17 protein-coding genes are annotated in these 20,768 nt (G+C 53.9%); 8 read left to right on the top strand and 9 right to left on the bottom strand.

The window, feature by feature from the left end; all coding sequences use genetic code 11:
* Positions 1-35 precede the first annotated feature (35 nt).
* Positions 36-2,444 (bottom strand): Lon protease family protein, encoded by a 2,409-nt coding sequence (locus tag CDH47_RS10545; protein ID WP_100639858.1) that lies wholly within the window; start codon positions 2,442-2,444, stop codon positions 36-38.
* A gap of 246 nt (positions 2,445-2,690) precedes the next feature.
* On the opposite strand from CDH47_RS10545, the gene CDH47_RS10550 reads away from it, so the two are divergent.
* Complete coding sequence (locus CDH47_RS10550; protein WP_100639859.1) at positions 2,691-3,065, top strand: PilZ domain-containing protein; 375 nt, start codon at positions 2,691-2,693, stop codon at positions 3,063-3,065.
* An 8-nt stretch (positions 3,066-3,073) separates the two neighbouring features.
* Here the strand turns inward: CDH47_RS10550 and CDH47_RS10555 are convergent, their stop codons facing one another.
* The 3 genes from CDH47_RS10555 to pncC all read right to left on the bottom strand — a co-directional run bounded on the left by CDH47_RS10555 (position 3,074) and on the right by pncC (position 5,275).
* Complete coding sequence (locus CDH47_RS10555; protein ID WP_100639860.1) at positions 3,074-3,544, bottom strand: flavodoxin family protein; 471 nt, start codon at positions 3,542-3,544, stop codon at positions 3,074-3,076.
* A gap of 20 nt (positions 3,545-3,564) precedes the next feature.
* Entirely contained in the window at positions 3,565-4,608 is a 1,044-nt protein-coding gene (recA, locus tag CDH47_RS10560; protein ID WP_100639861.1) for a recombinase RecA, read from the bottom strand.
* Positions 4,609-4,774: 166 nt separating this feature from the next.
* Complete coding sequence (gene pncC / locus CDH47_RS10565; protein WP_100639862.1) at positions 4,775-5,275, bottom strand: nicotinamide-nucleotide amidase; 501 nt, start codon at positions 5,273-5,275, stop codon at positions 4,775-4,777.
* An 82-nt stretch (positions 5,276-5,357) separates the two neighbouring features.
* Between pncC and mutS the strand changes: the two genes are divergently transcribed.
* Both mutS and fdxA read left to right on the top strand, forming a co-directional pair.
* Positions 5,358-7,976 carry a DNA mismatch repair protein MutS gene (gene mutS / locus CDH47_RS10570; RefSeq protein ID WP_100639863.1) on the top strand — a complete coding sequence of 873 codons (2,619 nt, stop codon included), beginning with the start codon at positions 5,358-5,360 and terminating at the stop codon, positions 7,974-7,976.
* Between the two features lie 149 nt (positions 7,977-8,125).
* Positions 8,126-8,449, top strand: coding sequence for a ferredoxin FdxA (gene fdxA / locus CDH47_RS10575; protein ID WP_100640181.1), 324 nt, complete (start codon positions 8,126-8,128; stop codon positions 8,447-8,449).
* Positions 8,450-8,560: 111 nt separating this feature from the next.
* Here the strand turns inward: fdxA and CDH47_RS10580 are convergent, their stop codons facing one another.
* From CDH47_RS10580 to CDH47_RS10595, 4 genes are all read right to left on the bottom strand, one after another.
* Positions 8,561-9,595: a hypothetical protein gene (locus CDH47_RS10580; protein WP_100639864.1), complete on the bottom strand. Its 1,035-nt coding sequence runs from the start codon at positions 9,593-9,595 to the stop codon at positions 8,561-8,563.
* A 181-nt stretch (positions 9,596-9,776) separates the two neighbouring features.
* On the bottom strand, positions 9,777-10,607 hold the full coding sequence (locus CDH47_RS10585; RefSeq protein ID WP_100639865.1) for a metal-dependent hydrolase: 831 nt from the start codon (positions 10,605-10,607) through the stop codon (positions 9,777-9,779).
* A 260-nt stretch (positions 10,608-10,867) separates the two neighbouring features.
* Complete coding sequence (locus CDH47_RS10590) at positions 10,868-12,244, bottom strand: solute carrier family 23 protein (RefSeq protein WP_100639866.1); 1,377 nt, start codon at positions 12,242-12,244, stop codon at positions 10,868-10,870.
* A gap of 98 nt (positions 12,245-12,342) precedes the next feature.
* Positions 12,343-13,971: an acyl-CoA synthetase gene (locus CDH47_RS10595; RefSeq protein WP_100639867.1), complete on the bottom strand. Its 1,629-nt coding sequence runs from the start codon at positions 13,969-13,971 to the stop codon at positions 12,343-12,345.
* Between the two features lie 178 nt (positions 13,972-14,149).
* Here CDH47_RS10595 and CDH47_RS10600 point away from each other — a divergent pair, with 178 nt between their 5' ends.
* The 5 genes from CDH47_RS10600 (at position 14,150) to trpB (ending at position 19,793) form a co-directional block, all read left to right on the top strand.
* Positions 14,150-15,628 carry a sensor histidine kinase gene (locus CDH47_RS10600; RefSeq protein ID WP_100639868.1) on the top strand — a complete coding sequence of 493 codons (1,479 nt, stop codon included), beginning with the start codon at positions 14,150-14,152 and terminating at the stop codon, positions 15,626-15,628.
* Entirely contained in the window at positions 15,621-16,280 is a 660-nt protein-coding gene (locus CDH47_RS10605) for a response regulator transcription factor (RefSeq protein WP_100639869.1), read from the top strand. Before CDH47_RS10600 ends, CDH47_RS10605 begins: the two co-directional genes overlap by 8 nt.
* A gap of 150 nt (positions 16,281-16,430) precedes the next feature.
* Positions 16,431-17,237, top strand: a complete 807-nt coding sequence (locus CDH47_RS10610) for a PhzF family phenazine biosynthesis protein (protein WP_100639870.1) — start codon at positions 16,431-16,433, stop codon at positions 17,235-17,237.
* A 61-nt stretch (positions 17,238-17,298) separates the two neighbouring features.
* On the top strand, positions 17,299-18,492 hold the full coding sequence (locus tag CDH47_RS10615; RefSeq protein WP_100639871.1) for a BaiN/RdsA family NAD(P)/FAD-dependent oxidoreductase: 1,194 nt from the start codon (positions 17,299-17,301) through the stop codon (positions 18,490-18,492).
* A 95-nt stretch (positions 18,493-18,587) separates the two neighbouring features.
* Positions 18,588-19,793: a tryptophan synthase subunit beta gene (trpB, locus tag CDH47_RS10620; protein ID WP_100639872.1), complete on the top strand. Its 1,206-nt coding sequence runs from the start codon at positions 18,588-18,590 to the stop codon at positions 19,791-19,793.
* Positions 19,794-19,885: 92 nt separating this feature from the next.
* On the opposite strand, the gene CDH47_RS10625 is transcribed toward trpB, so the two are convergent.
* Positions 19,886-20,767 (bottom strand): universal stress protein, encoded by an 882-nt coding sequence (locus tag CDH47_RS10625; protein ID WP_100639873.1) that lies wholly within the window; start codon positions 20,765-20,767, stop codon positions 19,886-19,888.
* Position 20,768 lies beyond the last annotated feature (1 nt).

Here is a 20,768-nt window from a genome sequence, read left to right on the forward strand (position 1 = left end):
GTGTTCTCTCCTGTCTGTTTTATTATGGCGACCGGTCAGTGAATTGACGGATCTTTCTGATCGTCCCGGGCGTGCTCCTGGCGCTCGTGCTCACGCATTTTCTCAAGCCGTTGCTGGATAATGCCAAAAACACTCTGTTTCGGATAGTTGCCTTTGCTGTCTACCTTACCTGCCGGCATTCCCAGCAGTAATGTCACCGCTTCTTCAACACTTGAAACAGAGAAAACGGAAAACTGCTTTTCCCGGACTGCCTGAACCACTTCACTGTCCAGCATCAGGTTCTGAACATTGTTTGCAGGCACAATGGCGCCCTGCGTACCCGTCAGCCCACCCTTGAGCTGGCAGGTGGCAAAGAAACCTTCAACCTTTTCATTCACGCCACCAATGGGCTGAACCTCGCCAAACTGGTTAACGGAGCCTGTGATAGCCAGGTTTTGTAATACTGGAACCCCGGACAGCGAGGAGATAAGTGCACAAAGTTCCGCAAGAGAAGCACTATCACCATCAACCTCTCCATAGTTTTGCTCAAAGGTCAGGCTAGCGGACAGGTGCATCGGATCGGTCACCGCAAAATGCGAAGCAAGCCATGAGCTCAAAATCATCACACCCTTGGAGTGAATATTGCCGCCCAGCTTTACATCCCGCTCGATGTCCATAATGCCCCCGTCGCCATAATAACAGGTGGCCGTTACCCGGTTGGACAAGCCAAACTCAAACCCTCCCGTAGATAGAACAGACAAAGCATTAACCTGACCAACAACCGAACCTTGCGTGGATACCAACGTAGAGCCGTCTCGAATCGAATCATAAAACTGATCACGGATACGGCTGCTGCGGTATTTCGCACTCTCGAGTGCCCTTTCCACATGAACATCCTGAATCAGCCTGGCGCCGGCCTGGCGGGCCCAGAAATCAGATTCCCGGAGCAGATTGGCAATGTTTGCTGCATGCAATGAAAGCCTGTCCTGATGCTCTGCCATACGGGCACTGTGCTCGATAATCCTTGCCACGGCCTTGTTGTTGCAGTGCAACAGGCTCTTTTCTTTCACCACGCTGGCAATAAACTTCGCATACATAACCTGGCTTTCTTCGGAGCGATACATCTCATTCTCGAAGTCTGCAGTAACCCGGAACAGCTCAGCAAACTCTGGGTCATATTCCTGCAACAACATCCAGGTTTCGCGATCACCGAAAAGCACAAGCTTCACATCCAGCGGGACTGCTTGCGGTTCGATGGAGATGGTGCCCGAAAGTGTAAGCTCTCGCTCAAGCGAGTTGATCTGAATACACTTCGATCGCAAGGCACGCTTGATCCCATCCCACACGAAAGGCTGCTCCAGCACTTTGATAGCGTCCATCAGAAGATAGCCGCCGTTAGCTCTGTGCAAACTGCCCGCCCGAATCAGTGAAAAATCGGTAAATACCGTGCCCTTGTATGTGACATTTTCGACGTACCCGAAAAGATTGTGGTACGTGGGGTTGTCTTCCACCACCATCGGGACTTCATTGGTTTTCTGATGCACAACCACATTCACGAGGTAACGACGCGGCATCTTCTTGTCGAGCGAGGCATAGGCAATCGCTGCCTGCTCTTCGTTATCGTCAAGAAAAATCTCCAAATTCTCCACCAGATCTGCCCGCACCGCTTCAAAGTAAGCCACCACATCCGGAAGACTCTTGTAACTCTCAATCAGCTCATCAATCTGATGGCCAGATATACCTTCCAGAGTTTCTTTATTCAGCGCCTGCTGCTTGTCGGCATACTCCTGCTCCCAGTCCGCCAATTTACGGAGCGCCTGGCGCAGCTTTTTCTCAAGCTTGTTGATTGAGTCTTCGTACTTGTCCCTCTGAGCATCCGTCAACGCCTTGAACGTGTCTGCGGTATGTGGTTTATCGCCATTCATCGCTACCAAGCGGTAACCACCGGGGGTTGTAATAGTGAGGCTGACTTTCTTGCGGCGGGCCTGAGCTGCCACCTTCTCAAGCTCATCTTCCTGCTTCTTTCCATACTCTTCCTTGAGCTGTTCAGAACGTTCCAGAAAGCTGTCACTGTCGAAAGTCTGTGGAATAACCTTAACCAGCCGACTCATGAGCTTTTCCATATCCTGCTTGAGCTGTGCACCCTTACCCGCTGGCAATTGCAGCAGCTTGGGAACCCGGGGCTCTTTAAAGTCTGCGACATAACACCAGTCGTGGCTTTGCTGCTCAGTATCCTGATGGTGCTCCAGATACCGCAGCATCATCGTGCGCTTGCCCAGGCCATTCCGCCCTACGGCATACACGTTATAACCACCGTGGGGCATAGCCAGCGCAAAGCGCACAGCTTCCTGGGCCCGATTCTGGCCCACAATTTCTGCCAGGGGCTCCAGTTGCCTGGTCGACTTGAATGGTAGGTCTTTCAAAACACAAGCTTTGTAGAGCTGCTGCAGAGACAGTGACTTCAAGGTTGGGTCCTGTAACGGTTAACATATTTGCCGGCCATTGTAGGTTTTGTGAACCGGTCTGTCGCGCCTGAGAGGCAAAATGGTGAGAAAGCTTTCTTGGCAGGCTGTTTTGTATCGTTCCGCATGCCTCCTTAATTTCCCCGCTACCCCTGCCCGCCACTCACTACACTTTACCTTCCGGCTATCACCCTTTAGTCTTACATGCAGATATAACAACTAAAAATACCGATCGGATGTCAATTTACGATGAGTGATTCTGAAGATCGACGACTCAAGGACCGTTATGCAGCCTCGTGCCTCGGGGTGCAGGTACGGGAACGCGGTTGGCTCAAAAAAGCCAAGCCCTCTTTTCAGGCTACCTGCCTTGATCTGAACCGCTATGGAATGGCTTTGCTGTGCCCACGACATCTGGAGCCTGGCACCAATCTGCTTATGGATTTTGAAGGGAAATACATTAACGAATCGAAAGTTTGCGCCCGCGTAGTGGAGTGTCGCCCATTCCAGACAGGCTACCGCGTGAGTGTCCAGTTCAGTTATTATCTGAACAAAAAAGGTTACTCCAGAGCAGTGGATAATGCGCTCTCGCGTATTGAAGGTTTCTACAACCACCTTGCCAGTTAGAGCACCCCTTAGAACAACCCGGCATCCAGACTGGCCGCAACGTACATCCCCAATTCCCGGCACTGCTCTTCAAACCCATCCTGATACTCACCACGGCACATCAGCGGCTCTTGAACAAGCTTCCAGCGCAACCCGGTAGTGATGCTTTCGATAGCGCGCCGCGTCCCTGTGCCGTCATGGCCTGCGCGGATGTAAAAAGCAAAAGGGAGACCCTGGGTTTTCTCCAGGCAGGGATAGTAGCTGCGATCGAAGAAATCCTTCAAAGCGCCACTCATATAGCCGAGATTTTCGGTGGTGCCGAGGATAATGGCATCACAGGCAAGAACATCATCCGGGCCGGCGTCCAATGGTGCCAGCACGGTTACGTCTACATTTTCAATATCTTCATGGCCTGCACCCTGCGCGACCGCATCGCGCAGGGTGAGGGTGTTCGGAGAAGGCGCATGAGAAACAATAAGCAGTTTCTTTTTACGGTCCACAGTACACCTCCGATATTACTTTAGAGCAGTTCGCCGGCTGGCGCCTCTGCTTCCACGGCGTCTTTCTTATCAACCGGTTTTGGCATCAGCCTGTCACGAACCTTAGCCTCAATTTCCTGGGCCATCTCAATGTTCTCTTCCAGGAACTTACATGCATTGGCTTTACCCTGGCCAATTTTATCGCCGTTATAGGCATACCAGGCGCCAGACTTGTCCACAAAGCCCTCTTTAACGCCCATATCGAGCACTTCGGCCATGTGATAGATGCCTTTTCCGTAGAGGATCTGGAACTCTGCCTGACGGAAAGGAGGAGACACCTTGTTTTTAACCACCTTCACACGGGTTTCGTTACCCACTACCTCATCACCATCTTTTACTGCGCCAATGCGGCGAATGTCCAAACGTACAGAGGAGTAGAATTTCAGGGCGTTACCACCGGTGGTGGTTTCCGGGCTGCCAAACATCACGCCGATCTTCATACGGATCTGGTTAATAAATACCAGCAAGCAGTTGGCATGCTTCACGTTACCGGTAAGTTTACGCAGTGCTTGTGACATCAGGCGAGCCTGCAGGCCTACGTGGCTATCACCCATTTCGCCTTCAATCTCGGCCTTTGGCGTAAGGGCCGCAACGGAGTCAACAATGATCACGTCTACCGCGTTAGAGCGCACCAGCATGTCTGCAATTTCCAGTGCTTGCTCACCAGTGTCTGGCTGGGAAACCAGCAAGTCGTCTACGTTAACGCCCAGCTTTTCCGCGTAAATAGGATCCAGTGCATGCTCAGCATCAATAAAAGCGCAGGTTTTACCGGCTTTTTGTGCTTCAGCGATAACCTGCAGGGTCAGGGTTGTTTTACCGGAGCTCTCAGGGCCGTAAATTTCTACAATACGACCATAGGGCAGGCCGCCTATGCCCAGCGCAACGTCCAACCCAAGGGAGCCGGTGGAGACCGCAGGAATGGCTTCGCGGGGCTGATCGCCCATTTTCATCACCGCGCCTTTACCAAACTGGCGCTCAATCTGGCCCAGCGCTGCGCTCAATGCTTTTTTGCGGTTATCTTCCATCAGTGCAAACCCTCTGTTGCCTTGGCCAACGGCGGAATAAACAAGCCGTTGGAAATATGATTAATCGGGAACCCATACAGTGGTAAAACAGCAAATTCCCTGTATATTTGAACAGTATTAAAACATACCCCGAGAGAGAGGCCAACCCCTGCCAGTGTGAAAGCCTTCAGGTTTGCTGCAAAAACCGGCTAACCCCCTGCAAGGCAAAGAGAACCGCCTGTCGCCTCACCTGATCACGGTCACCACTGAAATACTGAACAACCGCTTCGGTGCGGTCAATGCGATCACCCCAGGCAAACCAGACCGTGCCCACCGGTTTCTCCTTACTGCCCCCACCAGGCCCGGCTACGCCGCTGATAGCCACCGCAACATTGGCACCCGTTGTAGCAAGTGCACCGGCCACCATTTCTCGTACAACCGGCTCACTGACGGCACCATGGTTAGCCAAAGAGGCATCTGTAACGGCCAATAATTTTTGCTTTGCTTCATTGCTATAGGTTACCAACCCACCCACCACATAGGCAGAAGAGCCGGCTTTATCGGTAAGCACCTTGGCAACCCAGCCACCGGTGCAGCTTTCGGCCGTCACTACGGTTGAGCCCTGCTGTAGCAACTGCGCTGCTAATTGATCCCCTGCTTGTTCGAGTTCGTGGTCACTGGCAGGCATAATGGTCTCCCTCGTTTCATCACGGGCTTAATTTTCCTACAATCCGTGGCTTCATCCAAAGTAAGATTATCCGGACTCGTTCATGTCAGCAGCTCAGAACAGTAAACCCCAGCACACACCCATGATGCAGCAATACCTGAAAATCAAGGGCCAGCACCCGAATGAACTGGTGTTCTATCGCATGGGTGATTTTTACGAACTGTTCTACGACGACGCCAAGAAAGCCGCAGAGCTGATGGATATTACCCTGACTGCAAGGGGGCAATCCGGCGGCAATCCGATTCCTATGGCGGGCATCCCCTTTCATTCCTCTGAGGGCTACATTGCCCGCCTGGTGCGTGCGGGTCAATCCATTGCCATTGTTGAGCAAATTGGCGACCCGGCTACCAGTAAAGGCCCGGTTGAGCGCCAGGTGGTGCGCATTGTTACGCCCGGAACCCTGAGCGATGATGCCTATTTGGAAGACCGCCGCGACAATCTGCTGGTTGCCATCTATCATGCCCGGGAGCAGTTTGGTTTTGCCTCACTGGATATTTCCAGCGGCCGGTTTGTGGTGTCTGAGCTGAATAACCTGGAGGCCCTGCAAGGCGAGCTGCAAAGGCTTCGCCCTGCAGAGATTCTTATCAGCGAGGAGTTCCCTTATCAGGACATACTGGCCGACCTGACTGGCGTGCGCCGCCAGGGCCCTTGGCTGTTCGAATCCGATACCGCACGCCGGGTAATAACCCAGCAACTGCAAGTTCGTGACCTCACCGGGTTTGGTTGTGAGGATCTCAGCTTGGCCATTTGCGCCGCCGGTTGTCTGCTGCAATACGCAAAAGAAACCCAGCGCACTGCCCTGCCCCATATCCGAAAACTGACCCGGGAGCGCCGGGATGAAGCCGTGATTCTCGACGCCACGAGTCGCCGTAACCTGGAGATTGATATCAATCTCATGGGCGGGCATCAGCACACGCTCGCCTGGGTGATGGACAAAACCGCCACCTCCATGGGGGGTCGTGAGTTACGGCGCTGGTTGAATCGTCCATTGCGGGATGTGGGTACAGTGCAGCAGCGTCAACACGCGGTATCTGCACTGCTGGATGGCTTTCATTACGAACCGGTACACAGCCTGCTCAAAGCTGTTGGCGATATCGAGCGTGTGCTGGCCCGGGTAGCTTTGCGCTCGGCCCGCCCCAGAGATCTGGCCCGCCTGCGGGATGCCTTCCAGGCCTTGCCGGAGCTGCAGGAAACCCTCAAGCCCGTAAACTCTCATCACATTGTGAAGCTGGCCAACACGATTGGCGAATACCCTGAGCTTGCCGACATGCTGGAGCGCGCGGTTATCGATAACCCGCCTGTGGTGATTCGGGAAGGTGGTGTCATTCGCGAGGGCTTTGACGAGGAGCTGGATGAACTGCGCAACATCAGCGAAAACGCCGGCCAGTACCTGTTGGATGTGGAAACCCGGGAACGGGAGCGCACCGGCATCAGCACCTTGAAGGTAGGCTACAATCGGGTGCACGGCTATTACATTGAAATCAGCCGGGCCCAATCTGACCAGGCGCCGGTGGATTACATTCGCCGCCAGACCCTGAAAAACGCCGAGCGCTTTATAACGCCTGAGCTAAAAGAGTTCGAAGACAAAGCCCTGAGCGCGAAAAGCCGCGCACTGGCCAGAGAAAAAGCCCTGTACGACCAAGTACTGGAAACTGTTGCAGAACAGCTGGCACCCCTGCAAGACGCAGCACAGGCGTTGGCAGAGCTGGATGTGATCAGCAATTTCGCCGAGCGTGCCACCACCCTGCGCTTTGTGCCTCCGGAATTTCGCGATGAGCCAGGGTTTGATATTGAAGAAGGTCGCCACCCGGTGGTCGAGCAGCTTCTGGATGAACCTTTTGTGCCCAACAACCTGCTAATGGACTCCCAGCGTCGCATGCTGGTCATTACCGGCCCAAACATGGGCGGTAAGTCCACATACATGCGCCAGGCCGCACTGATTGCCTTGTTGGCTTACACCGGCAGTTTCGTGCCTGCCAACCGTGCTGTTATGGGGCCTGTCGATCGAATTTTTACCCGCATGGGCTCATCCGATGACATTGCCGGCGGGCGCTCCACCTTTATGGTGGAGATGACAGAAACCGCCAACATTCTGCACAACGCCACTGAATTCAGCCTTGTATTGATGGATGAAGTGGGCCGGGGCACCAGCACCTTCGATGGTTTGTCGCTGGCATGGGCCACGGCAGAACAGTTGGCAAAGGAAATCCGCTGCTACACCCTGTTTGCCACCCACTACTTTGAGCTTACGCAACTGGCGGACGACCTTGAACTGGCTGTAAACGTGCACCTGACTGCAACCGAGCATGACGACAGCATCGTGTTCCTGCATAACGTACACGAAGGCCCTGCCAGCCAGAGCTATGGTTTGCAGGTGGCAAAGCTGGCGGGTGTCCCCCAGAACGTTATCCAGAACGCAAAGGCACAACTGAAACTGCTGGAAAACAGCGCAGTGCCCGCAACCGCTCAGCCCTCAGCCGTCGCTGAGGCAAGCCAGGCGCAGCCCGAGATGCACAGCCAAACCGTTTATCAGGGCGACATGTTTGCCAGCGCAGAACCCAGCGCCGTAGAAGAAGCACTGCAAAGCCTCGACCTGGACGATTTATCACCCAGAGAAGCCATGAACCGGCTGTATGATCTGAAAAAACTACTGAAAAACTGATGAGAAGTTGATCTGGGTAATAAGGTTATAGCAGTCAAACGCTTGCGACAGTGCGACCTGCTCCCTACAATATCGCCCATTAAAATATAACCATGGAGCGTGAACACCAAGCTCCCGATGAGATTGACCACTGGACCAGGGATCTGATTATGGCGTTTATCGTTACCGATAACTGCATCAAGTGCAAATACACAGACTGTGTTGAAGTCTGCCCGGTAGACTGCTTCTACGAAGGGCCTAACTTCCTGGTAATCGACCCGGACGAATGTATCGACTGTGCACTGTGTGAACCCGAGTGCCCTGCCGAAGCGATTTTCTCGGAAGACGAGCTACCAGCAGATCAGGAGCAGTTCGTAGAACTCAACGCCGATCTGGCAGCCAAATGGCCCAACATCACCGAGAAGAAAGACCCTCTGCCAGACGCCGAAGAGTGGGATGGTAAACCTGACAAGCTGCAATATCTGGAGAAATAATCCCGGGTCTACCTCTATTGCGAAGGCCTGAAGCAAAAAAGGGAAGCCATCATGGCTTCCCTTTTTTGCTGTCAAAATCCCGGCGGCCATCTCACGCCGGCAAGCAAAGCCTTAATCTGACGGCACCAATATTTTTTGAGCGGCTGCAGATTTATAGAAGGCTGACAGGCGCCGACGCACAAGCGCTTCAACATAGCCCTCTTCCTGAAGTAAGCCGATAATCGGAACAGCCCAGGTTTCAACCTCGGCCATGATCACGTCTTGGGTCACACCCACATCACCAAGCAAATCAGTTAGTGGCCGGTCGCCATATTTAACAAAGAGGTGCGCAACCACAGCCCGGGCACATCCTTCAAAGTAGGCGGTTTTCCGGAACTGCAGCCAAAGCTCGTAGCCCAGCACCACGAACTCCTGAAGCCCCACATCACCAAGCCCCACCTGAAGATCTTCGATGCTGCGGTCCTCTACAGCTATCCAGGCAGCCAAAATTGTATCTCGCACTTCTTCATCCGAGAGCGCCCGCTGCAGAAACTGCTCACTGCGGTTAATAATCCCCGGCAAGCTGTCTGACAACCAGCTTTTCAGTCGGCGCTCAAAAGTTTCATCCAGGCCCGGCACAGCCTTGTTAGCCATGCGCTTGCCAAACTTCATCATAGAGCCAACACCAGGCACCGACTTGGTAATCAGGTTGTCTTCATAGAGATAATTCACGATTCCTTGATAGACCACGTTCGACACCAGCTCCTGATAAACCGGGTGCGCCATGATTTCACTGATTATCCGCTCACGCTGCTGCCTCAACTCAAGCATTTCTTCCACAAAGCCGGTAGCTTGGTCGCGAGTGATAATATCTTTCAATTTTGTATTGGACTGAACCTGAGCATTCAGCACCTCGGCCGCCATCTCTCCAGCAAGCTCGGGAATACCTGCATCCAGCTCCATATCCACAACAACCCGCTGAATCGTCCCCATAACCCTCTCTTCCGTGGCTATGTGATTCAGCGTAATAGAACCTGCATGATCAAGAAGCTCACTAACCTCCTGCTTGAGAAACTTATGGAGTTTTGCTCCCTTTAATGATGCAACCTCATGTTTTACATGCAACTCCAGCAACTGACTGGCGGGATCAAGCTTGTCCTTGGTCATGGTTTTCGTGGCCCTGTTCGAGTGATGAGTCACAGCATAAATCACACTGAATACAGGAGACTAACACGTAGATCTGGAAGACGGGTTCGCCAAAATGCAGTTAATTGACTGCGGCCGGGCCAGTGCCAGCCGCAGCGGAAGCAATTTCTGTAAATCGCTGAATGAACAATTAATTCTACTTTCAGACCAAGGCTCCTGGCTCAAGATCCCGGAGGCTCTTCTCCAACAGCGCTCTGTTGTCCTGCTGCCAGGGGTGAAAACCCTTGCGAAAATACGCCAGAAACTCAGGTAGACATTGGCGCAAGATACCGGGCTTGCCCCATAAAAAGTTGAGCCCGCCGGCCCAGGTACACAAACTCCAAAGTTTACCGTCGGTTTTCAGCAAGCTACAGGTGTTCAAAAAGGTGTACTTGAAGAAGTTCCAGGTTACGAACAGAAAAATAATGCGCCTCAGGCTCTCGTTACCCACACATTTCCGATAGACGTCAAACGCCACCGATTTATGCTCGGCTTCTTCTATGGCATGCCAGCGCCAGAGCTTCGCCATAACCGGCGCTGCACCTTCTAACCACTCAGGATGACTTAAAATGGCATTTGCGAGTACCGCCGTATAGTGCTCTGCTCCGCAGGTGCCCGCGAGTTGCCTTTCAGGGGAAAGCTTTCCAACCCACTCCATGTGCTTGCGGAAACGTCGGTCCAGCCCTTCAATATCGTAACCCCGCGCCCTCAGCGCCTCGTTATAGGCTTTGTGCTCCCGACTGTGCAAAGCTTCCTGGCCAATAAAGCCGCGGATTTCGGCTTTAAGTTTTGGATCTTCAATTTTGTCACGATAGAGTCGCACTGCATTAATAAACTGCTGTTCACCATCTGGAAACTGAAGCGATAGCGCATTAAAAAACGCCGTGCGGAATGCATCATCACTATGCCAAAGTGTTTTCAGATCTTCACTGACATCAAAATGCAGGTGTCGTGGTTTAACGGAAACCCCCTCGGGAGTGGAGCTGACAGACATGACTGCCTCCTGCTTTTATTTATTATAAATTGCAATAGCTGGACAAATAATCGACAGCAGTTCCAGTTTACTGTTCAGGGCGAGATAGAAGGAAGGGCGAGGCGAGAAGAAGGGACAGTTTGTCACAAAATGACAAATCGTCAGCGCGTCGAAAAATCGGGAAAATCATTAAAACCTGGCAAAAAAAGGGGAGGCATCCAGCCTCCCAAAGATATACAGGGGTTATTTCAAGTGAGCCCCGGCACAAGCCGGGAGCAGCATCAAGTCTTTTCAGCTTCCTCAGCGCCCGGAGCTTCAGGGTCGGAAGTAAAGCCGAGCAGCTTGGTTCTTTCGATCAGCAGGTAAAGAACCACACCGGTGCCAAGCCCCCAACCAGCCCCATAAACAGCCAGTACCACGCCCATGGTGCCGGCGATACCGCGTTCGGTATTGTTCTCCAACTGCTCCAAGCCAACCATCAAGCAGATATAGCCAGTCAGCAAAAGCGTCAGGGACAGTGCAATGGGCAGCACGGGCTGGAAAAAGCTCACCAACGGCAGGATAAACAGGGCAATAAAGCCAGTAATCCAGAAGGTACCGCCGCCACTGTAGATCGAATCCATAGCATTTCGGCCATACTTGTAGCGCTCAGCCATGGTTGCAGTTACAGCCGTCCAGATTGGGCCTGCAAGACCAGGGTAGGGAGCGAAAAAGGCATGCCCACCGTTACGGATGGCAGTCACCAGGTGCACCCGGTCGATACTGTTGTCGATATCCTCATCTTTACGGAGGTGATCGACACGGTTCATCAGGGACTGCCCTACTACGATATCCCCGAAGGCAATAATGTACGCGATAACTGCTGTTGGAATGGCGTAGAGGAACACCTCAGGATTAGGGAATCCCACGGAGAACGGCAGGTAATTCCATAGCTCATCGAATGCCGGCTTGGTAATGCCCCACTCGACATTAGGAACGTCGTACTCCCCGGTCGCGAAGCCCACCAGAATAGCCACGACCATACCCGGAACCATGCCGTAATTTGCAATCTTACGTGCAATGGAGTTGGTCTCAACAAAGCCTTTGAACGACACAGAGAACATCAGATACAAGCAAACCAACCCACCAACAATCAGAGATATCGGTGTATTGGCCAAGCGACCACCTGCTTCGATTTCTCCCATCAGTGCAGCAATACCGGCACCAATAATAATGCCGCCTTTCATCGAACGGGGTATCAGATCCACCAGCTTACTTCCCAAGCGGGTGACACCAAGAAAGAGAAAGATAATAAACACCAGGAACTGCAAGGCAAACATTGCCTGTATGGCCTCAGGCCCTGGCTCAAAATCACTCAGGAACAACAGCACAACCGGAATCCCCGGCGTTATCCAGCCAGGTACCAGAGGAACACCCAACAAGGCGGGCAACATAAAACCGATACCGCAGATCACGGCATAAGCCAGAGCTACGTCGTAGGGAACACCCAGGTATTTTTGCAAAAGAGGGATCATGGCAAGGCTGACCACAAACATGATCAAAGCCTGAACCATCTCCGCAAATTCCCAGCGGTAATGCACAAAAGGAAGGCGAATCTTAAACGGACCAGCGGGCCAGTAGGGCTGCTCTTCTCCGGTCTTACGATGAAACATTTGCATAGCAGGGGCTCCCGCACACGCTTCTTGCGCATGCCTGTTTTATGTTGTTTTTGTTGCAATATCCGGCAGCGTCAGGACTTGCGCTGCCGGTCAGGAGATCAGTTCAGCTCTTTGGCCTGATCCCGTAGCAGGAACTTCTGGATCTTACCCGTAGAGGTCTTGGGCAGTTCCGAGAAAATGATCGTTTTGGGTACCTTGAAGCGAGCCAGGTGTTCGCGACAGAAATTGATAATGTCAGCCTCGCTCACATCCCCCGCTTCCGGTTTCAGGGTCACAAAAGCACAGGGAGTTTCTCCCCATTTCTCATCCGGGCGCGCCACTACAGCCGCCTCCAAAACGGCCGGGTGTCGGTAAAGCGTATCTTCAACTTCAATGGTGGAAATGTTCTCACCACCGGAGATAATGATGTCCTTGAGGCGGTCCTTGATCTCCATGTAGCCGTCTTCGTGCCAAACAGCCAGATCCCCGGTATGGAACCAGCCGCCCCGGAACGCTTCCTCGGTAGCTTTGGGGTTCTTCAGATAGCCTTTCATTACGGTATTGCCACGCAGGAAGATTTCACCGATGGTTTTGCCGTCTTTGGGCACTGCTTCCATGGTGTTAGGGTCGCCCACCAAGGTGCCAGCCAGGGTGTGGTAACGCACCCCTTGGCGTGCTTTGATTTTGGCTCGGTCGTGCAGCGGCAGCTCATCCCACTCGGACTTCCACGCACACACGGTTACCGGGCCATAAACTTCCGTAAGGCCGTACACATGGGTCACCTTAATGCCCATTTCCTCAACGGCTCCAATTACTTGAGCAGGTGGCGCCGCGCCTGCAATCATTGAGCGAACCTCATGATCAATGCCCGCCTTCGACTCAGGCGGCACATTCAGCAAGGCGTTTAACACAATGGGCGCGCCGCACATGTGCGTAACCTGATGCTCCTTGATCAGTTGCAAGATCTTTTCGGGGTCTACACGACGCAGGCATACGTGAGTGCCCGCCATGGCGGTAATAGTCCACGGGAAACACCAACCGTTGCAGTGGAACATGGGCAACGTCCACAAATACACAGGGTGCATCCCCATCGACCAAACGGCTTGGTTACCCAAGGCGTTGATATAAGCACCCCGATGGTGATAAACCACCCCTTTGGGATTACCGGTGGTGCCGGAGGTGTAATTCAGTGAAATCGCATCCCATTCGTTTTCCGGGAAGCTCCACTCAAACCCCGGGTCGCCCTCCTGGAGAAAGGCTTCGTAGTCCAGATCGCTGACCTGAACGCCTTCACCGTATTCCGGATCGTCAACATCAATAACCAGTGGCTTGTTTTCCAGCCGACTGACAGCATCGCGCACTACTTCGCCAAATTCGCGATCGGCAATCACCGCCTTGGCTTCACCGTGTTCGAGCATGAAGGCAATAGCTTCCGCATCCAGCCGCACATTCAATGTGTTGAGAACCGCCCCGAGCATGGGCACACCAAAATGGCATTCAACCATGGCAGGAATATTTGGCAGCATGGCCGCCACAGTATCTCCCCGCCCGATTCCTCGCCCTTTCAGTGCCGAAGCCAAGCGACGCGAACGGTCGTAAGTCTGCGACCAGTTATAGCGAACAGCCCCGTGAATGATAGCGGGGTAGTCCGGGTAGACGCTGGCCGTGCGTTCGATGAAATCAATCGGGGATTGAACAGCGTAATTGGCATCAAGGGGCGCAAGGCCCTGATCGAAGATCGAGGTCATGGGGTATTCCTCTTTTGTGAGCCTATTGTTCTTGTGTCGTATTTAGAAAAGCCGCTAGAGTAGCCATGGATTCTTATAGTGAGAATCTTATTTAACAGAAGGGAAACTAGGAATTGCACCAAGGTATTATAGTGCAAATACTATACGGCATCCCACTGCAAGAGAGTCGATTACTACTATGAGTTTTAGCTTGTCCGATGCAGACCCGCAACCCGGTTTGGTACTGGATGGTTCTGCCAGCACTTTGCGCAGCAATCTCGCCGCAAAAACAATGTGGGTAAGGAGTGCTCTGGCGGGCCCCTCAGGCATCCTTCCAACGAATGTTCAAGCACTGATTACTGCGGCACTGACACAGGCCCGGGCAATCGAAGATGTAGAGGCCCGCTTCAACAACACTATCCTTCTATGGACGTTTATCCCCTGTCTGAAAACCGCCGAGGTACTGGCCCGTGGCCGGGATGCCACAGCCGACATCCTCACCCGCGACCAGGCCATTCGATCAAACCGTCTTTACCGGGTGATCACTGAAAACACCACCGACTTAATCTCGCGGCATGCTCCTGATGGGCGCTTCATTGATGCAACACAAGCGTCGTGGCGTCTGCTTGGGTACCGTCCTGAAGAGCTGCGGGGCAAGTTTCTGGAGGAAATTTTTCACAGTGATGGCTCACTTCAGCAACTGACAGAAGCCCGAAACCGCCTGAGAGATGACGGCTATGCCACTATGACCCTGGATCTCACCCACCGTGACGGCAGCAAGCGGTGGTTCGAGATCGCAAGCCGAGCCATCAGAGAAACCTATACAGGGGCGGTTGTTGAAGTAGTTAGCGTATCCAGGGACATAACGGCCAGAGTGGCATCAGAAGACAACAGCCGCAGGTTGGCTGATGAGCTTGCGCGCACATCAAGGCTGGCGACGCTGGGCGAACTGGCCTCCAGTATCGCTCATGAAATGAACCAGCCTTTGGCAACCATTGTTAACTTTGCCAGTGCCAGCCAACGCTACCTGAAAAGTGCCAACACTCAACCTGAACACTTTGAGCGTGTTGACGATGGCCTGGACAAGATCATCCATCACGCCAATCGCGCCTCGGAAGTCATCAAACACCTTCGCACCTTCCTGCGCAAAGGCCGAAACCGCACAACAGATGTGCTACTGAACGAAACCCTTACAAAGGTTGCCCAGCTATGCCAGTGGGAAGCTGACAAATACAGTGTAGAGATAATCTGCACGCCATCCGACCGCAAGCCCACAATCATTGCAGATCAGGTATTGCTGGAGCAGGTACTGATTAACCTGATCCGCAACGGTATGGAGGCGAACGTGGAAGCGCGCGCTGCAGAAACGGCCACCACAAGTTCCCGCCTGACACTCTCAACATCGGTGAACAGCGACGGAGAAACGCTGATTGAAGTTACAGATGAGGGTCCTGGCCTTGACGAGCAGGGCATTAGGCAAATGTTTCAGCCATTCTACACAAACAAACCACAAGGACTAGGGCTGGGGCTCTCCATGAGCCGTTCCATTATTGAAGGCTTTGGCGGCTTTCTGGATGCCCAAACGGCCGCAACAGGCGGCCTTATCCTGACCTGCCGCTTCCCGGCAACAGCCACAAAAAATCGAGCACCCATTACGGAGATTGCACCCGATGAGTAACGAGTCCACCCCGGAGGCCTCCACCGTTTACTTGGTTGATGACGATGCTGGCATGCTGGAATCCACCCAATGGTTACTGGAATCAGTTGGCCTGAACGTGCAAGCGTACAGCGACGGTCGAAAGTTCCTCGAGGCTCTGGAAGACAACCAGGGCGGCTGTGTGGTGCTGGACGTGCGGATGCCGGGCCTCGGCGGGCTGAATGTTCAGGAAGAGCTGCAAAAACGTCGTATTGAGCTGCCTATCATTTTCGTATCCGGCCATGCGGATGTGCCTATTGTAGTGCGGGCGTTCAAATCCGGCGCCTTTGATTTCATCGAAAAGCCATTCAACGAGCAGCTCCTTCTCGACAGCGTACAGCAGGCGTTAGAGTCCCATCATCAATCCAGCCGCCAGCAGTTTGGAGACGAGAGTACTGACGCTCTCATTTCAACACTCACGCGCCGTGAGCGGGATGTGTTTCTGCCTATGGCCCAAGGCTACACCAGCCGCGAAATTGCCGACCAGCTGGGCGTGAGTGTAAAAACCATCGATCTCTACCGGGCCCGCGTAATGAAACGTCTGGGCGCGGAGCGGCTGCCCGATGTGACAGGCATAGCCATCACCGCTGGCCTGCTGGACCCATCGAACCTGCGGGTTGAGCTTGAGCCTTGAGGCAACCCGACAGCCAGAACAGCAACACTGGGTGGTAACATTTCACAACCCCCTGCCCGAGCTGCACTTTTACAGTGAGCGAGAGGTCGCGCAGTTTGCCAGCTATAAGGCTCCGCACTACGCTAAGCGTTTGTTACCGGAGAATCGCCCATGAAACACCCCATCTATCAGGTAGACGCGTTTACCAGCAAGGTTTTCAAAGGTAATCCGGCGGCGGTCATGCCCCTGGAGGCATGGCTTCCCGCCGACACCATGCAAGCATTGGCCGCCGAGAATAACCTGGCAGAAACAGCATTCTTCGTGCGCCAACCCGGCCCCGATGGCGAGGACTTCCACATCCGCTGGTTCACTCCGCTCAGAGAAGTCCCCCTGTGCGGGCACGCCACTCTGGCCAGCGCCTGGGTCATTTTCAACAAGCTGGGTTGGCCCGAAAACACCCTTCGCTTCCATTCCAAAAGCGGTCCCCTGGGCGTTCATAAAAGGCCGGGCGACTGGCTGGAGCTGGATTTCCCCAACCTTTCGATCGAAGAACAGAAAACACCTGCAATCATTAGCGAAGCCCTTGAAAATGCACCCGCAATGGCTTTTCACGTGCCAGCGGATACTAATGACATGATCGTTATGGAAAACGAGGCAGCGGTGAAAGCGGCGCAACCAGACCTGCGACTACTGAAGCAGTTGGGCAATATGGGACTGATTATTACGGCCCCTGGCGAACAGGTGGATTTTGTCAGCCGCTACTTCGCCCCCGGGTCAGGCATTGATGAAGACCCGGTTACCGGATCGATTCACAGTGTGCTGGTGCCCTACTGGGCTGAAAAGCTCGGCAAAACGAAGCTGGTAGCACGGCAGCTGTCTACCCGGGGCGGCGAACTGCGCTGCGAGTTGAAAGGTGACCGAGTGGCCATTGCCGGGCAAGCCGCTTTTTATATGGAGGGCATGGTTCATCTGGAATGAGCCATAAAGCCACACTGAGACTGGTATACTGCGCGCCACATAAACCAATCGGCGGGCAGTAATGACAGCAAGTTCCAGCAACCAGTACGATGTGATCATTATCGGCGCCGGCGCGGCCGGCCTGATGTGCGCTGCGACCGCAGGCTATCGTGGGCGTAAGGTGCTGGTGATAGATCACGCCAACAAGCCAGGCAAAAAGATCCTCATGTCTGGCGGTGGTCGCTGCAACTTCACCAACCTCAACAGCTCGCCTGCCAACTTTTTATCGGACAACCCTCACTTCTGCATTTCCGCTCTGAAGCGATACACACCCCAGCATTTTTTGGATCTTGTTGAACGCCACGGCATTGAGCACGAAGAAAAAGCCGCCGGCCAGTTGTTCTGCAAAGACAGCGCGAAAGATATAGTCGCCATGCTGCTGACGGAATGCGACTGGGCCGGCGCGGAAGTCCGTATGAAAACCAGCGTTAATACTATTGCCCAAGCAGATGGCTTCTACCATGTGAACACCAGTTCCGGCAGCCTGACGTGCAAATCTCTGGTCGTCGCCTGCGGAGGCTTATCCATCCCCACCATGGGCGCTACGGGGCTCGGTTACGACATTGCCCGGCAGTTCGGGCTCACCGTTCTGCCAACCCGCGCTGGGCTGGTGCCTTTTACCCTGCACCCGGAACTGAGGCAACAGTTGGCACCTCTATCCGGCATAAGCTGCCCGGTGGATGCAGCCTGCAATAATCAAAACTTCCGCGAGCCCATGCTGGTCACCCACCGGGGCCTGAGCGGGCCATCCATGCTGCAGATCTCCAGCTTCTGGCAGCCCGGAGACCCTCTGTCCATCAACCTGCTACCGGATCGCAACATCCACGAAGATCTTCTCGCCCTGCGCAAACAGAAGCCTCAATCCACGATTGCCCACTACCTGGCCCAGCATCTGCCCAAGCGTTTCGCACAGGCATTCACCGAAATTTATGGCTGGAGCGGCCCACTTCAGGGTTACAAGAACAGCGACCTTGAGCAGGTTGCAGACACACTGAGGCAATGGACGGTCAAACCCGCAGGAACAGAAGGGTACAGAACAGCGGAAGTGACACTGGGCGGCGTGGATACCCGCCAGCTTTCATCAAAAACCATGGCGGCCCTGGAGCACCCAAACCTGTATTTTATCGGTGAGGTTGTGGATGTAACCGGACACCTGGGCGGGCATAATTTCCAGTGGGCCTGGGCATCGGGGGTGGCGGCTGGGCTATCAGCTTAACCTGATAATACCTTTTCGACCACATGCCACCAGCATTGAGCCACTTCGGTCAGAGCGCTATTATTAATCCACAATTTTGAACGAGACACAGTCCTATGAGCACAACTTCCCCCTACGACAACCTCCCCGACGCACAGGGTTTTTTTGGCAAATTCGGCGGGCAGTTTGTGCCGCCGGAACTGAAGCAGGTTATGGATGAAATAAGCGCCGCCTATCAGGAAATCCGCCAGCGCAAGGATTTTCAGGATGAGCTGGCCTACCTGCTGGCAGATTATGTTGGCCGCCCCAGCCCGATTTTCTACGCGCGCCGGTTATCCGAGAAACTCGGTGGGGCGCGCATCTACCTGAAGCGGGAAGACCTCAACCACACCGGTGCCCACAAGATCAATCACTGCCTGGGAGAAGCCTTGCTGGCGAAGTTCATGGGTAAAACCAAGGTGATTGCAGAAACAGGCGCAGGCCAGCACGGGGTCGCCCTGGCAACCGCTTGCGCCTTGGTGGGCATTCCTTGCGAGATTCATATGGGCACGGTAGATATTGCCAAAGAGCACCCGAATGTAACCAAGATGAAGATCCTGGGCGCTACGCTGGTTCCGGTAACGCGCGGCACAGCCACGCTGAAAGATGCCGTCGACAGCGCTTTCGATGAATATCTGACAGACCCGCAAAATTTCATTTACGCCATTGGTTCCGTTGTGGGTCCACACCCTTTCCCGGGAATGGTTCGTGATTTTCAATCCGTGGTTGGCCGAGAAGCCCGCGCGCAGTTTATGGAACGCTACAAGAAACTTCCGGATTACATAGCTGCATGCGTAGGCGGTGGCTCTAACGCTATGGGCATTTTTACCGCCTTCCTGAACGATGAGAGCGTCAAACTGATAGGTGTAGAGCCAGCCGGCGAAGGCTTGGATACTGAGCGACACGCGGCAACCATGACACTAGGCAAACCAGGCCAGATACACGGCATGGCCTGCTATGTACTCGAAGACGATGAAGGCAATGCTATGCCAGTTCATTCCATCGCTTCCGGGCTGGATTACCCAGGCAGCGGCCCACAACACAGTTACCTGAAAGACCTGGGCCGCGTGGAATATGCTTGTGCCAATGATAACGAGTGTCTGGACGCATTCATGATGTTGTCGCGGGTAGAAGGGATTATTCCTGCACTGGAAAGCGCCCACGCGGTAGCTTGGGCAATACGCGAAGCACCCGAAATGTCGCAGGAACAGTCCATCCTGATCAACCTTTCAGGCCGGGGTGATAAAGACGCGGATTACGTGGCAGAAAAGCTGGGGCTATGAGCCCCTGAAGTACCGTCTGAATGTCAAATAAGCGCAGACCCCACCACCCGGAATCCGAGTGGTGGGGAAGAAAGAAGGATTGAAATGGATCCTTAGCGAAGAACAACCAGCGGCTTTACTGCGGTCCTCAGCATGTCAGTCGTAGTACTGCCAACAAAGAACTGTCGAATGCGGGAGTGGCCATACGCACCCATCACCAGGATGTCGATATCCTGCTCTTCCTGATACTTGTGCAGCGCCTGCTCAACATCACCAGACAGCATGGTCAGAGTGATTTCAGTATCGAGCACCTCCAGCATTTGCTTTGCTTTTTCCAGCTGACCTCTGTGCTCCGCAGTGTCTGCCCCAACCATAACCAGATGCAATGGCACGCCTTTTAATACCGGGCTGCCTGCCAGCAACTCGACCCCTCTAAATGCAGTGGCGCTGCCATCAAATGCGAGCATGGCAGTGCGCGGCGTTGAGAAGGTTTCCGGCACCAGCAGGATGGGGCGATGCACGCTGCGGATGATCGTTTCGAGTTGGCTGCCGATACGGGAGCCTCGATCAGAGCTGCTCTCCCCTTGCAGGCCCATTACTATCAACCGGGTTTCATCTTCAAGTGCCAGTAAAGATTCGGTCAAATCTCCATGGCGCTGGCGTTTTCTGATTTCGCCGACACCCGCGTTCTCAAGCCTGCGAGCTGCCTCGTCCAGCATGTGATCACCGTGTTCAAGAGCCAGTTTGGCTCGCTTTCGGTCCAGCTGTGCCAGTTCATCCAGCAGTAACTCACGACTACCCAAGCCAATATTCCCGGCCAGGTCCGGCTCTGACGGATAGCGTTCCTGATCCAGCACATGCAGAAGGGTCAGGGGTGACCCCATATGTTTGCTTGCCCAGGCCGCATAGTCACATACCGCTGGCGCGGCGGCTGAGCCGTCAATGCAGGCCACTACCTGCAAGGTATCCTGCGTGTTCTCAGTTGTATTTTGCATA

Source organism: Marinobacter salexigens (genome assembly GCF_002806945.1).
Classification (GTDB): domain Bacteria; phylum Pseudomonadota; class Gammaproteobacteria; order Pseudomonadales; family Oleiphilaceae; genus Marinobacter; species Marinobacter salexigens.

Bases quoted from the DNA above. Each gene is read 5' to 3' on its own strand.
- CDH47_RS10550 (WP_100639859.1), top strand. From the start codon at position 2,691: ATGAGTGATTCTGAAGATCGACGACTCAAGGACCGTTATGCAGCCTCG.
- recA (WP_100639861.1), bottom strand. From the start codon at position 4,608: ATGGAAGATAACCGCAAAAAAGCATTGAGCGCAGCGCTGGGCCAGATT.
- pncC (WP_100639862.1), bottom strand. From the start codon at position 5,275: ATGCCTGCCAGTGACCACGAACTCGAACAAGCAGGGGATCAATTAGCA.
- mutS (WP_100639863.1), top strand. From the start codon at position 5,358: ATGTCAGCAGCTCAGAACAGTAAACCCCAGCACACACCCATGATGCAG.
- fdxA (WP_100640181.1), top strand. From the start codon at position 8,126: ATGGCGTTTATCGTTACCGATAACTGCATCAAGTGCAAATACACAGAC.
- CDH47_RS10580 (WP_100639864.1), bottom strand. From the start codon at position 9,595: ATGACCAAGGACAAGCTTGATCCCGCCAGTCAGTTGCTGGAGTTGCAT.
- CDH47_RS10585 (WP_100639865.1), bottom strand. From the start codon at position 10,607: ATGTCTGTCAGCTCCACTCCCGAGGGGGTTTCCGTTAAACCACGACAC.
- CDH47_RS10590 (WP_100639866.1), bottom strand. From the start codon at position 12,244: ATGCAAATGTTTCATCGTAAGACCGGAGAAGAGCAGCCCTACTGGCCC.
- CDH47_RS10595 (WP_100639867.1), bottom strand. From the start codon at position 13,971: ATGACCTCGATCTTCGATCAGGGCCTTGCGCCCCTTGATGCCAATTAC.
- CDH47_RS10600 (WP_100639868.1), top strand. From the start codon at position 14,150: ATGAGTTTTAGCTTGTCCGATGCAGACCCGCAACCCGGTTTGGTACTG.
- CDH47_RS10605 (WP_100639869.1), top strand. From the start codon at position 15,621: ATGAGTAACGAGTCCACCCCGGAGGCCTCCACCGTTTACTTGGTTGAT.
- CDH47_RS10610 (WP_100639870.1), top strand. From the start codon at position 16,431: ATGAAACACCCCATCTATCAGGTAGACGCGTTTACCAGCAAGGTTTTC.
- CDH47_RS10615 (WP_100639871.1), top strand. From the start codon at position 17,299: ATGACAGCAAGTTCCAGCAACCAGTACGATGTGATCATTATCGGCGCC.
- trpB (WP_100639872.1), top strand. From the start codon at position 18,588: ATGAGCACAACTTCCCCCTACGACAACCTCCCCGACGCACAGGGTTTT.
- CDH47_RS10625 (WP_100639873.1), bottom strand. From the start codon at position 20,767: ATGCAAAATACAACTGAGAACACGCAGGATACCTTGCAGGTAGTGGCC.